The 14,429-nt window shown below is 71.6% G+C and carries 13 protein-coding genes and 5 pseudogenes; 8 read left to right on the top strand and 10 right to left on the bottom strand.

The genetic code is table 11. From position 1 onward, the window contains the following. Positions 1-432: 432 nt before the first annotated feature. Both AB0M27_RS35490 and AB0M27_RS35485 read right to left on the bottom strand, forming a co-directional pair. Positions 433-975 (bottom strand): NADPH-dependent FMN reductase, encoded by a 543-nt coding sequence (locus AB0M27_RS35490; RefSeq protein ID WP_365728074.1) that lies wholly within the window; start codon positions 973-975, stop codon positions 433-435. Between the two features lie 105 nt (positions 976-1,080). Next, positions 1,081-1,746 carry a ScbR family autoregulator-binding transcription factor gene (locus AB0M27_RS35485; protein ID WP_365728072.1) on the bottom strand — a complete coding sequence of 222 codons (666 nt, stop codon included), beginning with the start codon at positions 1,744-1,746 and terminating at the stop codon, positions 1,081-1,083. Between the two features lie 162 nt (positions 1,747-1,908). Here AB0M27_RS35485 and AB0M27_RS35480 point away from each other — a divergent pair, with 162 nt between their 5' ends. The 4 genes and pseudogenes from AB0M27_RS35480 (at position 1,909) to AB0M27_RS35465 (ending at position 4,978) form a co-directional block, all read left to right on the top strand. Next, entirely contained in the window at positions 1,909-2,883 is a 975-nt protein-coding gene (locus AB0M27_RS35480; RefSeq protein ID WP_365728068.1) for a TIGR01777 family oxidoreductase, read from the top strand. A 4-nt stretch (positions 2,884-2,887) separates the two neighbouring features. Then, a pseudogene (locus AB0M27_RS35475) lies at positions 2,888-3,552 on the top strand (TIGR01777 family oxidoreductase); the annotation flags it as partial. Positions 3,553-3,704: 152 nt separating this feature from the next. After that, on the top strand, positions 3,705-4,574 hold the full coding sequence (locus AB0M27_RS35470) for a class II glutamine amidotransferase (protein WP_365728066.1): 870 nt from the start codon (positions 3,705-3,707) through the stop codon (positions 4,572-4,574). A 170-nt stretch (positions 4,575-4,744) separates the two neighbouring features. Next, positions 4,745-4,978 carry a hypothetical protein gene (locus tag AB0M27_RS35465; protein ID WP_365728064.1) on the top strand — a complete coding sequence of 78 codons (234 nt, stop codon included), beginning with the start codon at positions 4,745-4,747 and terminating at the stop codon, positions 4,976-4,978. A 46-nt stretch (positions 4,979-5,024) separates the two neighbouring features. On the opposite strand, the gene AB0M27_RS35460 is transcribed toward AB0M27_RS35465, so the two are convergent. The 4 genes and pseudogenes from AB0M27_RS35460 to AB0M27_RS35445 form a co-directional block, all read right to left on the bottom strand. Then, the gene (locus AB0M27_RS35460; RefSeq protein ID WP_365728062.1) at positions 5,025-6,728 is read right to left on the bottom strand and encodes an LCP family protein; all 1,704 of its coding nucleotides are present in this window, start codon (positions 6,726-6,728) and stop codon (positions 5,025-5,027) included. 327 nt (positions 6,729-7,055) lie between these two features. Next, positions 7,056-7,417: pseudogene (locus tag AB0M27_RS35455) on the bottom strand (metalloregulator ArsR/SmtB family transcription factor). A gap of 319 nt (positions 7,418-7,736) precedes the next feature. Beyond that, positions 7,737-7,973, bottom strand: coding sequence for a hypothetical protein (locus AB0M27_RS35450; RefSeq protein ID WP_365728060.1), 237 nt, complete (start codon positions 7,971-7,973; stop codon positions 7,737-7,739). A gap of 157 nt (positions 7,974-8,130) precedes the next feature. Continuing rightward, positions 8,131-8,675, bottom strand: a pseudogene (locus tag AB0M27_RS35445) (TerD family protein). Between the two features lie 255 nt (positions 8,676-8,930). Here AB0M27_RS35445 and AB0M27_RS35440 point away from each other — a divergent pair. Together AB0M27_RS35440 and AB0M27_RS35435 are read left to right on the top strand one after the other, a co-directional pair. Continuing rightward, a pseudogene (locus AB0M27_RS35440) lies at positions 8,931-9,194 on the top strand (GlsB/YeaQ/YmgE family stress response membrane protein); the annotation flags it as partial. A gap of 43 nt (positions 9,195-9,237) precedes the next feature. Further along, a pseudogene (locus AB0M27_RS35435) lies at positions 9,238-9,432 on the top strand (M56 family peptidase); the annotation flags it as partial. A gap of 67 nt (positions 9,433-9,499) precedes the next feature. Here AB0M27_RS35435 and AB0M27_RS35430 read toward each other — a convergent pair. Both AB0M27_RS35430 and AB0M27_RS35425 read right to left on the bottom strand, forming a co-directional pair. Next, the gene (locus AB0M27_RS35430) at positions 9,500-10,372 is read right to left on the bottom strand and encodes a trypsin-like serine protease (RefSeq protein ID WP_365728059.1); all 873 of its coding nucleotides are present in this window, start codon (positions 10,370-10,372) and stop codon (positions 9,500-9,502) included. Positions 10,373-10,383: 11 nt separating this feature from the next. After that, entirely contained in the window at positions 10,384-11,232 is an 849-nt protein-coding gene (locus AB0M27_RS35425) for a helix-turn-helix transcriptional regulator (protein ID WP_365728057.1), read from the bottom strand. A gap of 87 nt (positions 11,233-11,319) precedes the next feature. Between AB0M27_RS35425 and AB0M27_RS35420 the strand changes: the two genes are divergently transcribed. Together AB0M27_RS35420 and AB0M27_RS35415 are read left to right on the top strand one after the other, a co-directional pair. Further along, complete coding sequence (locus AB0M27_RS35420; protein WP_365728055.1) at positions 11,320-12,324, top strand: LLM class flavin-dependent oxidoreductase; 1,005 nt, start codon at positions 11,320-11,322, stop codon at positions 12,322-12,324. Between the two features lie 182 nt (positions 12,325-12,506). Next, positions 12,507-12,917, top strand: a complete 411-nt coding sequence (locus tag AB0M27_RS35415) for a hypothetical protein (RefSeq protein ID WP_365728053.1) — start codon at positions 12,507-12,509, stop codon at positions 12,915-12,917. A gap of 21 nt (positions 12,918-12,938) precedes the next feature. On the opposite strand, the gene AB0M27_RS35410 is transcribed toward AB0M27_RS35415, so the two are convergent. Further along, entirely contained in the window at positions 12,939-13,826 is an 888-nt protein-coding gene (locus AB0M27_RS35410) for a hypothetical protein (protein WP_365728051.1), read from the bottom strand. Positions 13,827-13,871: 45 nt separating this feature from the next. Next, positions 13,872-14,042, bottom strand: a complete 171-nt coding sequence (locus AB0M27_RS35405) for a hypothetical protein (RefSeq protein ID WP_365728049.1) — start codon at positions 14,040-14,042, stop codon at positions 13,872-13,874. Positions 14,043-14,429 lie beyond the last annotated feature (387 nt).

Raw genomic sequence — 14,429 nt, 5'->3', positions numbered from 1 at the left:
CCACCCGCCGAGGTCACCCATTCGATGAGAGAACTATCGTTCCCCGTACGCCCACCACAGCCCGAACACTCACTCATCCGCGCCAGAACACACTCATACGCTGTTCCGCGGCAGCTGTTCACAACCCCTCGGCAGACGATCCTGCCTCACCGTGGCCGGCGCGACCGCCGCGGCTCTGACGGTGACGGACGGCCTCCCCGCCCAGGCCGCATCCCGTCGCACGGGATCACCGCGCCGACAGGCCGCCCGCGCAACACCGTTCCCGCTCACCGCCGTGACCCTGTTGCCCCGGACCGCACCGGGACAACCAGAGTCGCGACACCGCCTGTCTGCGTTTCGTTTACCGACGGGACCGGCACGAGCGATCCGACGGCGGTGCATGCCGTGCCGGGCTGCGCCTCGACGGCGTCCACCAGAACGCGGACGTCCGGCTCAACCAGCCGTCCGAGTCAACAGCCCGAGCACCTCGCCCAGTTGGCGGCGTACCGACGGATCGGCGACGAGTCCGTCCTGGTCGAGGATGTCCCGTCCCACCGGGATCCGCACACAGGCCGACTCCACGACGGACGCGCCCGTGTATCCCAGAACCGTCCGCAGCGTGGCCTCCGCGCCCTGGCCACGGCCAGGGGCGGCCGCGTTGATCCATGCAGTCGGCTTGTCGCAGATCTCCGTGCCCCCGACCGTCCAGTCCAGCAGGTTCTTGAACGAGCCCGGCAGCGTGCCCGCGTACTCGGGGGTACAGATCAGGATGGCGTCCGCATGGTCCAGCGTCGCTCGCAGAGCGGCCACCGGGGCCGGCAACGCGTCGGTGTCGTCATCGGGGTTGAAATGCGGAAGCTGGACCAGGTCCTCGTACATGACCGTGTCCACACCCACGGACGGCGCCACGGCCCGCACCGTACGCAGCACGGCCTCGTTCGTGGAGCCCTTCCGCAGGCTCCCGGACAGCAACAGGATCACGGGCATCGGCGTCATTCGCTCAACCTACTGGCACGGTGGTCAGGGCGCAGCCAGGAAACCGACCCAGCGGTTTGGTAACGGCTGCCATCACCTGGTGCCACATGCGCGCCGCACCAGGACTCAGCCGTTGACGCCGGCCCAAGACGTCTCCGGCTTCCTCCGGACCTCCGCGATCACCCTGGCACCCCGGTCCGGTGCGGTGTCGAGGCGGACGAGGACGGCCGGCGCGGCGACGGCGGGGAGCAGATGGCTGAAGAGGGCCGACATACGGTGGTCGAGGTCGGCCCAGTTCGCGACGGCCTGGGAGACGAACTGCACGCCGATCCACCCGCCGAGGAAGACCTGGGCGGTCTCCTCGGGCACCACGTGCGGCAGTACCTCACCGCGTTCCTTGGCCACCGCCAGCAGAGAGCCCGTCAGCTCGGCCCAGACCGGCCAGGCGCTGCCGAACACATCGCGGCCCTGCAGGTCGGCCGAGAGCCGGACCCCCGCGAGCAGCATCGGCTCCCGGGGCAGCCGCTCGGCCAGTGTCATGCCCGCGTCCACCCACTCCTGCAACTTCAGTTCCCTGGGGACGTGGTACTCGGTGGTCAACTGCTCCTGCAGCACACCCCGGGCGAGCGCCGCCTTGGAGTCGAAGTGGAAGTACAGGGCGCCCTTGGTCACGCCGGCCCGGTTGAGGATCTCGGCGATGGTGGCGGCCGCGTAGCCGCGCTCGGCGAACACCGCGGCGGCGGCTTCCAGAACAGCACGCCGGGTCCGGACAGCTCGCTCCTGCTGAGCCATGGACCCTCCTCAAGCTGAAAATTAAACCAACCAGCTCGTACCTTACCGCAGCGCCTGTCAACGAAAAGGCGCTCTGCGGCAGTTGCCTGAACCCCCCGACTCACTCTTTTGAACGCGTTCAAATATGCGGCTACGCTTTGCGCACCGAACCGAGGGGGCTCGATGAAGGTTGTACTGCCTGGGGGAACCGGACAGGTCGGCGCGATTCTCGATCGTGCGCTGACGGCAGCCGGTCATGAGGTCACCGTGCTGACCCGGCGTCCGACGCGAGAGCGGCAGGTCGGCTGGGACGGGGCCACGCTCGGCCGCTGGGCCGAGGTGATCGACGGCAGCGACGCGGTCGTCAACCTGGCCGGACGCAGCGTCTCCTGCCGCTACACCGCCGAGAACCTGCGGGCCATGATGGATTCGCGAGTGAACTCGGCGCGTGTGGTGGGGCAGGCGATCGCCGCCGCCGCGCAACCGCCGCGGGCCTGGCTGCAGATGAGTACGGCGACGATCTACGCCCATCGCTTCGACGCGGCGAACGACGAGGCGACCGGCGTGATCGGCGGTTGCGAGGCCGGAGTTCCGGGCTACTGGGCCTACAGCGTCGACATCGCCAGGAACTGGGAACACGCCCAGGCCGAGGCACCGGCACCGGCGACGCGGAAGGTGGCGCTGCGCTCGGCGATGGTGATGAGCCCGGACCGGGGCGGCGTCTTCGACGTACTGCTGGGACTGGCCCGGCTGGGGCTGGGCGGGCCGGTCGCCGGTGGTGCACAGTACGTCTCCTGGATCCATGACGAGGACTTCGTACGCGCCGTGGAGTTCCTGATCGACCGGGACGACATCGACGGCCCGGTCAACCTCGCCTCCCCCGGCCCGCTCCCGCAGCGGGAGTTCATGCGGACGCTACGCGCGGCCCGGGGCGTCCCCGTGGGGCTGCCTGCGACCCGGTGGATGGCGGAGTTGGGGGCCTTCGCGCTGCGCTCGGACACGGAGTTGCTGCTCAAAAGCCGCCGGGTGGTACCGGGCCGGCTGTCGGCGGCTGGGTTCGACTTCGCGTATCCCGAGTGGCAGCCGGCCGCTGTGGATCTTGTGCGGCGGGCCAGGTCGTCGCGGCCCCGGGCAGGCCGGCTTCGTCGGTTTACTTGAAACAAAGCGGGAGATCCGCGACAGCCGGGTGCGCGGCACCGACACCGTCGCGCGAGCCTGCGCCGCGTCCGCCGACCCGCCGCGTGTCCTGGTGTCCGCGTCCGCGACCGGTTACTGCGGCGACACTGGTGAACGGATCGTCGACGAGAGCGAGCCGGCCGGCGACGACTTCCTGGCCTCCGTCTGCGCCGACTGGGAGGCGGCCGCCGATCCGGCTCGGCGAGCCGCATCCGCGTGGTGCACCCGCGTACCGGCCTGGTCGTCTCCGCCGAGGGCGGCGCATTCGGCCGGCTCTTCCCGCTCTTCCGCTTCGGCCTGGGCGGCCGGCTCGGCTCCGGCGACCAGTACGGGCCGTTCATCTCCCTGACGGACCACATCGCAGCGCTCCGCTTCACCCTCGACACCGAGGGACTCTCCGGGCTGGTCAACTTCACGGCCCCCGAATCGCTCACGAACCGCGACGTGACCCGGGCACTGAGCCGCGCCCTGCACCGTCCGGCGCTCGCCGCAGTGCCGGCCTTCGCCCTGCGCGCGGCGCTCGGCGAGTTCGCCGCGAGCATCACGTGCAGCGCACGCGTCGGACCGGCCGCCCTGCACAAGGCGGGTTTCTCCTTCGCTCATCCGACGATCGACGGAGCGCTCGGCTCGGTGCTGCGACCGGCCGCTTGAGGAGGCCGTCGACGCGGCCGAAGGAAGCCGAGGGCGGGCCGGACGCCGTCCGTGGCGCGAGTGCGGGAACGTCCGGCGCGCGGGACCATGGTCGTCCGGGTGGGTCGCCGGACGACCGGGCTCGGCGGAGGACGGGCGACGAGGAGGATGCCGTGTGCCGGCTGTTCGGGCTGATCAGCTCCCCGCTGCGGACGCACGCCACGTTCTGGCTGCTGGACGCCCCCGACAGTCTCAGCGTGCAGAGTCGCCGCGAGCCCGACGGCACCGGGCTCGGGTTCTTCGACGCGGCCGGTACGCCGGAGGTGCACAAGGCGGCGATAGCCGCGTACGAGGACCGCGCCTTCGCCCGGGAGGCCCGGGAGGTCGAGTCGGCCACCTTCCTCGCGCACATCCGCTATGCCTCGACCGGAGGGCTGGATGTGCGCAACACACATCCCTTCGAGCAGGACGCACGTCTGTTCGCGCACAACGGTGTGATCGAGGGGCTGGACAGGCTCGACCGTCAGCTCGGCGAGGACCGTTCGCTGGTGCACGGGGACACCGACTCCGAGCGCTTCTTCGCCCTGGTCACGCGGGAGACGGCGGCGCACGGCGGGGACGTGTCCGCCGGTATCGTGTCCGCGGCACGCTGGGTCGCCGGGAACCTGCCGCTGTACGCCCTCAACATCGTCCTCGTCACCGCGCGAGAGCTCTGGGCGCTGCGCTATCCCGCCACCCACGAGCTGTACGTCCTACGGCGCCCGGCAGGCGGTCACCACGGATCGCGGCCTCTCGACCACGCCGGCAGGCACGGTCATCTGCGGGTGCGCTCCGCGCATCTGGGTGATCGTCCGGCGGTCGTGGTGGCCAGCGAGCCCATGGACGAGAGCCCGCAGTGGCAGCTCATGTCTCCCGGCGAGTTGCTGCACGTGGCCGCCGATCTGCGGGTGACCTCCCGCATCGCCGTGTCCGACCCACCGGCGTACCCGCTGACCCTCTCCGACCTGCGCCCCGAAGCGGCCGCCTCCCAGCGACCCGCGTAGCCCGGCCGGGGTTTCGGCGAGCCGGCACGCGCGCCGGTGAAGCCGGACGCCACCGCGGACTCATCGCCAAGGTGCGGCTGACCACCTGCGCAGAAGCGGCCTCGCATGCCGCGTGCCCCCGTGACCCGGCTCACGGGCCCGAAACTTGCGCAACCCTTAAACTTTCCGCCGTGGAGAGTACCGAGGTGACGTGTTGGGAGACCGCCGTGCTCGACGGCGGGCCGGCGGACGGGCTGCGGATGAAGGTCTCCGACCGCCCGCGCGTGATCCAGGTGACGTACCCCTGCCGGGTCGAGGCCGCACCGCCCGGTGGCGTACGCGCCGAGGCGGTGCATCTGTACCGCCGCGACTACACCGTCACCAGCGAGCCCCTGCGGTACGGCTTCGACATCGCCAGCCCCTGATCCGCACGGTGGACGCGGCTCAGTCGGCCGGCCCGCTCCCGGCGGGTCAGGCGTCGGAGTCGGGCTTGCTCCTCGCCGCGGCGTACGCCTGGGCCGGTGTCATGGCGACGCCGTTGAGGTTGACCGTCTTGTAGGGGCTGACCTTGGCGCAGGTCTTGGCCTGGTCCGCGGTGGAGGCGTGGGCGCCTCCGACGGCGGCCTGGGTGTCGGCCGGCGCGGGTGAGGAGGTGCCGCCCGGGAAGCCGGTGCCGCTGGGCCAGTCGCTGCCGATCACCAGGGTCAGGCCGCCGCCGGTGCCCTGCTTCACGTGCGAGGAGGGCAGACCGAGCGCCTTGGCGACCGTGGTGGCCTGCGCCTTCTGATCGGCGCCGTAGGTCAGCGTGGTGGTCGTCGCCGGGCTCGGTGCGTTGGCCGTGGTCGTGCCGGAGCTGAAACCCTGGTCGGTCAGCGCGGTCGCGATGGCCGAGGCACGGCCGGTGACCGATGTGCCGTTCTCGACGGTGACGGCGATCTGCGACGCGGGCACGGCCGAGGCGGTGGCCTTCGCGGTCGCCGAGGCCGCGGCGGACTTCTTGCCGGAGCCGGTGGTCAGCGACTGGTCGTTGGCGATGGTGGAGAACAGGGTTTTGGCACCCTGGCCCACGACCACCCGGTCCTTGTTGTTCGGGTCGGGGGCCGTCTGCATCGTCGTGAACGTCATCCGCTTGGTCGGCACCTTGTTCACGTCCGACGCGAGCGAGATCAGTTTCTGCACGCTGCCCAGGCCGTCGTCCACGGTCAGCGCCTTGGTGGCGGCGTCGGCCAGCCCGTAGACCGCGGTGGGGTCGGTGAGCGTCCCGGCGCTCTTGAACTTGCGGATCATCGAGCTGAGGAAGATGTGTTGCGAGATCGTACGGCCGAGGTCGCTGCCGTCGCCGAAGCCGTGGCGGGAGCGGACGAACTCCAGCGCCGCCTCGCCCTTGAGGGTGTGGGAGCCCTTGGACAGCTTCAGGTGGGAGTAGGTGTCGTACACGTTGTCGCTGACACAGACGGAGACGCCGCCGACGGCGTCGGACATCTTCACGACGCCGGAGAAGTCGAGCTTGACGAAGTGGTCGATCGGGATGCCGGTGAGCCGGTGCACGGTGGCCACCTGGCAGGCGGGGCCGTACTGCAGGGCGCTGTTGATCTGGCCGTAGTAGCCGGACGTGGACTGACCCGTCTCCGTGTCCTGGCAGGCCGGGACCTGGGTCATCGTGTCGCGCGGGATGCTCATGACCGTCGCGTTGGAGCGGTCGGCGGATATGTGCAGCACCATCTCCACGTCCGCGTTGCTGCCGCTCTGCACCCCCGTCTGCGAGCAGCCGCCGCCGAGCTTGCAGTCGGCCTGGCTGGTACGGCCGTCCGAGCCCATGACCAGGATGTTGATCGGGGTGCGGCCGAAGGCGTCGGCCTTCTCGCTGCCGCCCTTGCCGTCGAGCGCGACGCTGTGGATGTTGCCGTTCAGGTGCTCGTAGAACCACCAGCCCGCACCCGCCGTGACCACGATGAGCACGGACAGGCCTATCCCGAGGATCTTCAGCGCCCTCCTGCCGCGGCCCACCCGGCGGCCACGGCGCCCCCGCCTTCCGCCCCCGCGGGCAGCCGCCCGGGCCGCGGCCCGGCCGCCCGGCCGAGGCAACCCGTCGGGTTCGGCCGTTCGCTGTCCGGGCACCCGCGCGCTATGGCTGCGCGTGGCCTGCCCGGTGGGCCCGTCCCACGGGTCGCTCATCTCCCACTCCCATGAACGGTCGGGCCCGTCAGGCCGGGCCGTGGGGTGAACGGCCCGACCCGCGCGGCGATGTACGGGGGGCGGAGCGCGCCGCTCCACCTTGCTTGCGTGGTTGCGCAATCTAACAAACCTGTGGCCCGAACTGCACAGATACACACATGATTCATAGGTGAGGCATCTCATGGACCGCCGCGCGGGCCCGGCGCGGTACGGGAGCGGGAGTCTACGCGCCTCACATAAGAGCGACATATGGGCCTTGCGCAAGCACGGTACATACGCGACATGCAGAAGGGATCGGGACAGTGCCGGCGGGTTCGCGCGGCGCTCTCAGCCGCCGATCCTGCGCAGGCCGTGGACAGGGGCGGCGGTGTGCGTCGAGCGCGCCAGTTGTCCCACCATCACCCGGACCAAGGTCACGACGTCGGGGTCATCGATGAAGTACACCTGCCGTCGACCCTCACGGCGCGAGCGGACGAGTCCGGTGAAGCTTGAGCTTGGCGCAGGTGCTGACTGACCGCGGGGAGCGCTCCGCCCACCCGGCCGGCGAGACGCGTGACATCGCTCTCCCCCTGCGACAGGGTCCACATCAGATGCAGCCGGGCGGAGGAGGCGAGCAGGCCGTACGCCGCGGCGGCCTCGGCCAGCACGTCGGCGGGCGGGTCCCCGAAGCCAGCGGCGCTCTCCGTCACAGTCCCCTCCCGTCCCCGCCCTCGGCACAGCCGACGCACATGCGCCCACCCAGTGTAGGCGTCCGGCTCCGGCGCCCGGGCGCCGTCGGGACGGCCCGGCCTGCCTCGCCGGGACCGGGCGCATGCTCGCGGAGCGGCGGGAGACGTCCGTCTCGTTCCCGAGGACTCACTCCTCGAAGAAGTTGTTGATCACCTCCGGCTCGTCGTCGAACGCCTCGTTGGGCAGCGCGCCGCCGATGAGGCCTGCCGCACCGGCGCCGATGAGCGCGCCGGCACCGAAGCGCCGGCCGCCGGCCTCGTGATGATGGTCGTGGTCCGCCTAGGGCTGGCCGTATCCCTGCTGGGGGTAACCCTGTTGCGGATAGCCCTGCGGCACGGGCTGCGGCACGGGCTGCGGATAGCCCGGCTGAGGCGGGGTGTAGAACGGCGGCACCGTGGTCTGTACGCGCTGCGCGCAGGCGCCGCAGGTCTGCACGGGCCGGGGCACGCCCCACTGCGGCGACCAGGTCACGGTCGTCACGCCAGGGCCGTGGTCGGGGTCGAAGAAGCAGGTCACGCTGGAACTCCCGGTGGTGCGGGGATGCGGGGAACGCCGGGGCCGGCGGGGCGGCGACCGGAGGCTTCGGCGGGGCGGGCGGAGCGGCGACCGGAGGGTTCGGTCGGGCGGGCGGCACATACGTGGCGGCGCCCGTTTGCGGTGCGGCGGAGACGCCTTAGTCGGCGGCGATGCCGGCGAGTCCCGCGGCGTAACCCTGCCCGACCGCGCGGAACTTCCACTCCGAGCCGTGCCGGTACAGCTCGCCGAAGACGCGCGCGGTCTCGGTCGACAGGCCGCCGGAGCGAGGTCGTAGCGGGCCAGTTCCGTGCCGTTTTCCCGGTCGAGGACCCGGATGTGCGCGCGGTGGAGCTGCCCGAAGGCCTGGCCGCGGCTCGCGCCCTCGTACAGCGACACGGTGAAGACGACCTTCTCGATCCCGTCCGGGACCCCGGACAGGTCGATCTCGATCCGCTGGTCGTCACCGTCGACCGGAGCGCCACCGCCCGAGTGGCGGACCGAACCGTCGGGGCTGGTCAGGTTGTTGAAGAAGACGAAGCGCTCGTCGGACGGCACCTTGCCCGACAGAGCGCACAGCAGCGCTCCGGCGTCCAGTTCCTACCCGGTGTTCGCCTGCCAGCCCAGCCCGACCGTCACAGCAGTCAGACCGGGGGCCTGCTTGCTCAGCGACACATTGCCACCCTTGGTCAGGGACGCACTCATCCACGTCCTCCGCAGCCGCTCGCACTTCCCGCGTCCATCGTGATCAACGCCCCCGGGCCACTCTGAGGTCCTCGATTGCGCAATGTCTTAGTCATGTAGCAGAACCTCGACGGGACATCACCAGAGGCCCGCCGGAGGCCAACAGCCCTTGTCAGGCCGGCTCGACCCGCCCCTAGGCTTGCGCAAGCAGGCAGACGAAGTGTCGGTCTCCGGCGCACTCGGCGCGGATCCCGACCCGATGGGAGGAACAACACCATGGGCATCATCGGCTGGATCATCCTCGGCCTGTTCGCCGGAGTGATCGCCAAGATCCTGCTGCCCGGCCGCGACCCGGGCGGCCTGATCGGCACCACCCTCATCGGCGTCGCGGGATCCTTCATCGGCGGCTGGCTCTCCACCCGATTCCTCGACCGCCCGGTGGAGAAGCACTTCTTCGACCTCTACACCTGGGGCGCGGCCATCGCCGGCTCCCTGGTGCTGCTCATCGGTTACCGCATCCTGTTCGGCAACTCCCGCGACTTACCCGTCCGGTCAGCGCCGTCGGCGCAGGGCGCAGGAAGCGCTGGAAACACGGGTGCTCGCGTGGCCGATCACACCGTTGGCCGAGCAACGTCTCCATCCGCGCACCGCCACCCGGCTGCTGACCGCCCTCCCCACGGTGTTGGCGCTGTGCAGCACGGTGTGCCTGGACCTGCCGCTGGTGGTCGGCACGGCCCAACCGCCCGGAAATCCGCTGCCGGACGGCTGGTCGGATCCCGGGGCGCGCGAGGGCGTGCTGCCGCACGAGGTCCGCCAACGGCCCGCCAGAGGCGGGCCGTTCACGCTCAGGGGAGTTTAACGAACGGTGCCAGGAAGGCTCGGGCTTCGGGTGTGTCGAGGCGGTAGGTGACGTTGGTGGCGTAGCAGGGGGTGTCGCCGGTGATGGTGGTGGCGGCGAGGACGTTCTTGCCGCCGATGACCGCGAAGTTGGGCCCGCCGGAATCGCCGTAGCAGGCACCGCCGTTGCCCTGGGGAGCTGTCATGGCGAGGTGGACCCAGGCCTTGTTGAGGGCGTTGAAGGTCACGGGTGCCTTCATGCGGATGCCTCCGCCGGGGTGGGTGTGGCCGCCGGGCCCGTTGGTGGCCTCCTGGGTGCCGTACCCGGCCACGAACCAGTCGGTGGAGTTCAGGCCCTGGGGGGCGAGCGCGCCGAGTTGGTTCTCGGTCGGCAGGGTGGCCGGAGTGAAGGACCAACGGGAGGCGACCTTGGCGGCGGGCAGTTCGATCACCGCCATGTCGTGTGGGTCGGAGGCGGGGCCCGGGTAGTCGGGGTGGGTGTGCGCGACACCCTCGACGGCCACGGCGTTCGCCTGGGCGGCCGGGTCACCCGGGTACTTCTTCGCGGCGGCGTCGAGCCCGGCCTGGACGTCCTGGTCGAGCGAGACATAGAACCGGACGCCGGCCGGCCAGTCGCTGGTGCAGTGCGCGGCGGTCAGGAAGGTGTCGGCATCGATCATCGTGCCCGAACACACCCAGTCGACCCGGTCCGGGGTCGCCGGGTCGTTGTCGGCGTCCCAGGTGGCCACGAGCGCTCCTACCTCGGTGCGTTCGGGTGCGGGCGTGGCGTTGTACGAGTTGATCGCGGAGGAGGGCAGCGCGACGGCGAGCACGGTGGCGCAGGCCGCTGCGGTGCCGGCGGTGACGCGTAGAGCGGTCAAGAAGAACCCCTTCACTGGGTGTGTGGGACAGGTGTTCTCCTGTGGGAGGTAGGAGCATTGAAGTGGGTGGGGCGCCCCGGGGACAAGCCCGCGGCGGGCTGGTCGGGCTCCTGGACGTCCCGGTGCGCCGCGAGCGTCGTCAGGGCCTGCTGGGTGGCCGGGTCGGCCGGCAGGAACGCCTCCAGTCTCAGCTCGGCCAGGGTCACGTCGACGGCGGTGGCGAAGGTCGTCACGGTCGTCATCAGCCGTAGTTCCCCGTACGGGGTGCGCAGGTGCAACGGGACGGCGAACCCGAGGTGATCGGCGGACGGCTCCAACTCGGGTGTGTAATCGCTGAGTTCGTCCCGCAGTTCCGGCAGGTGGCCGAGGCGGGCCAGGATGTGCCGGGACCACTCGGCGAGATTGCCGATGCGCGGGGCCAGCCCCCGCGGGTGCAGCGCGAGCCGGTAGACGTTCGTGCCGGGGCCGACGAGTTCGGGGGCCGCGCCCTCGGTGAGCACGCCGAACGCCTCGTTCGCGGCGACCAGATCACCGCGCCGGTCCACGACCAGCGCCGGATACGGCAGATGCCCGCGCAGGATGTGGTCGATCGCCGTACGCACCGGGGCCAGTTCGGGGTCGTCGAGGGAGCTCTCGGGGTAGACGGGCGCGTACCCGGCGGCCAGCAGCAGCTCGTTGCGTTCCCGCAACGGCAGTTCCAGCGACTCGGCCAGGCGTACGACCATGGTGCGGCCGGGGGCGGATCTGCCGGACTCGATGAAGCTCAGGTGGCGCTGCGTGGTGCCCGCCCGCAGGGCGAGGTCGAGCTGGCTGAGACGACGGCTGGTACGGCGGGCGCGCAGGGCGCGGGGGAAGTCCACGCGCCCGTTCTAGCGCCCGGCGTGGCGTCCCGGCCATTCCCTGCGGGGAATTGTCGCGCCGCGAGCCCGCACCGGAGCATCGTCGGCATGGACATCGGCGTACTCCTTCCGACCGGCACCGCGCAGTGGGGTCCGGGCGACGACCCGCGTGAGCTGGTCGCCTTCGGCCGCCGGGCCGAACGCTCGGGCTTCTCCTCCCTCTTCGTCAACGACTCCCTGATCAGTCCGCGCATCGAGGCACTGACCATGCTGGCCGCGCTGGCCCCGGCGACCGAGAGCGTGACCCTGGGAACGGCGGCCCTGATGCCGTTCCTGCGCCGGCCGGTGCAGACAGCGCAGACCCTGGCCTCCCTCGACCTGCTGTCCGGCGGCCGGCTCACCGTGGCCGTCGGCGCGGGTTTTCCCGGCCGCTTCGGACGGCCCCTCTACGACCTGTCCGAGGTTCCCTGGGAGCGCCGCTTCGCCCGGCTGGACGAGACCGTGGCGCTGTGGCGGGCCCTGTGGACCGGCGCGGACTCCTTCCATGGCGGGATCCTCCGGTTCGACGGCATCCCGCCGGCGACCGCGCCGTACCGTCCCGGCGGCCCGCCGGTCTGGCTAGGCGGCGGGACCCCGGCGGCGCAGGCCCGTACCGGCCGGCTCTACGACGGCTGGCTGCCGTACCCGCCCGACCCGGCCGACTACGCCTCCGGGCTGCTGAACGTGCGCGCTGCGGCGACCGGCGCCGGGCGCCTGGCGCAGGACGTCACGCCGGCGCTCTTCGTCTCCTTGCGGATCACCGAGGAGGGCGAGGACACGGACGGCGGCCGACACGAGCTGGACGCGTACGTGCGGGCCGTCTACGGCATGCCGCTGGCGGAGCTGGAACGGATCCAGGCGGTCGTCACCGGCTCCGCCGAGCAGGTACGCGCACAGCTCACCCGGTTCGTCGAGGCGGGCGCCCGGCACCTCGTCGTCCGCCTGGGCACTCTCGGCCTGGCCTCCCAGCGAGAGCAGCTCGAACGGGTCGCCGGCCTGATCCCGGCGCTGAAGGCCTCGGCTGCGGCCGCCGCACCGGCAGTGCCGCGCGCCCAGCGGGACACCGTGGCCTGAACGGCACGCACGCTCTTGCACCCTTCGGGCGGCCCGTGGGACAGCCAGGCCCCTTTTCATCCCAACGGGTGAATCGGTGGATGGACGTCCGGACTCCGCCCGCCCTGTGCGGTGTGCTGAGCCGGCAACCCTGATGCCGTCACAGGGCCCGGCCGTATCCAGGACAGGGGGGAGCGGGACGCATGGGAGTCTTCGTTCTGTGCGCGTGGCTGCTGACCGCCGGGCTCGGCGGATACCTCGGCACGGTGTGGGTCCGGTACGGCGGACTGCGGCAGCGCACGCCCGGGGTGACGCGGCTGCCGCTGTGGCTCGTGCTCGGGCATGTGGCCCTCGCCGTGGCGGGACTCGCCGCCTGGACCGCCTATGTGGTGGGAGGGGTGCGGAGTTCGGCCTGGACCGCGTGCGCGGTCGTGCTGATCGTGGCCGCGTTCGGCTTCATGATGCTGCTGCGCTGGCTGCCCAGTTCCGGACGCCACTCCCACGGGGACGCCACGGCCGAACGACACTTCCCGCTCACGGCCGTGGTCGCCCACGGCACGACCGCCGGCGCCACCGTGCTGCTGGTGCTCCTCGTGGTCCTGCGCAAGGCCTGAGCGGTCGTGCCGCGCGCGGCCTCAACCGTCGTACCGCACAGGGCGTGAGCGGGAGCCCGGCTCACTTCCCGGTGGGCCTGCGGCGTACGGCCACCAGCGCCGGCCCGTCGCGGCCACCGCGCCCGTGGCCGGCATCGGCATGGCGTCGCTGCCCGTGGCCGCGAGGCTGCCGCCGGTGCCGGCGCAACCGCCGGTCGCAGTCGCGCCCGACGTACCCGAGACCACCAGATCGGGGGCCGGGTCCTCGGCGTGCGCCACGGGTGCGGCGAACACGGAAAGCCCATGCCGATCGCGGCGGCGGCCACACAGGTCGCCGCGGGACGGAAGGCTGGGCGCACGACGGGTCTCTCCTCGGGGGCACAGGGCATGCCGCGCCCTGCCGGCCGGCTGATCATGTACTGGACACTCGAAAGCCCCGGAGGTCGTACGGGCACGCGGGACCCGAGAGTCCCGCCGAGGAGCGGAAGCCGCCCCGCCCGGTGGGTGTCCGTGCGGAGCCGGGCGTCGTACGACGAGACTGCTCACCTCGAAGGACATCTCGGTCGTCTGCGCGGCGGGCGCCGGGTGATAGCGGCCCGCGCAGACCGAGAGGTTGACGATGGGGAAGGCGTGCCAGCGGTGCCCCACTCCACGCCGGTCCGCGAAGACCTGAACGCCGTTCACCGACCAGACGACCGAGCGGGCCCCGAACTCGGTGCGCAGGTCGACCCAGGAGCCGGGGCGGACCGCGTCGTCGCGAAAGCCGTGGCCGGCACCGCGGACATGGTTGCTGAACTCCAGGAGGTCCGGGTGGTACTCGAACACGTCGCTCTCCTGGTCGCCGTCGCGCCAGGTCCAGATCGCCGGCCGCGCCCCGATCTCGCCGGGCAGCCGTGCCCGGGCCTCCAGCACGTCTCCCGAGCGGACCATGAACGCCTCCTCGCCGCCCTCGGTCGTCAGCAGGCCGGTGTCCCGCTAGCCGTCGGGCCGGCGGGTGGCCCCGAAGACACCGGAGCGCGCGTAGGAGGCGTCGGGTACCAGGTGGTCCAGCTTGTCGTCGCCCGGGTTCACCGGGCCTCCGTCCGGATACGCCCAGGAAGGGCCCGCCGGCCATTGCCGGGCGGAGCCGAAGTCCGCCGTGAACACGACCTCGTGCCGAGCGGGGGGCGGGGACCCGGGAGCGAGTCGCCGGGAGTCTGTCTCTTTGAGCGATGTGTGACCGGCGGGTCCTGTCCTGCGCCGGGAGGCCCGTGAGGTGCGGGAACGACCCCTTTCGGGTGACAGGGCGAACCGGGAGTGCGAAGGCGGAGTGCTGCAGGGCCTGGTGGGACGGCGGTTTCCGTGGTGTGCTGGTAGCGGCGGGAAGGACCGAGAACAGACGCGGGGAAACGGCCCGGAGCCGTGCACCGCGCAATCCGGATCCGCGAGAAGCGGATGGCCCTTCCCGCCCTGTCGTCCCGTCTCCTCGCACCGGCCGTCCCGCGGCCGTGCGCAGGTACGCCCTGGAGCGAGGTCCGGCCCCTGGCGTCCCCG

The sequence above is a fragment of the Streptomyces sp. NPDC052107 genome, from assembly GCF_040680215.1.
GTDB lineage: Bacteria > Actinomycetota > Actinomycetes > Streptomycetales > Streptomycetaceae > Streptomyces.
This window is presented reverse-complemented; position numbering and strand designations above follow the sequence as displayed.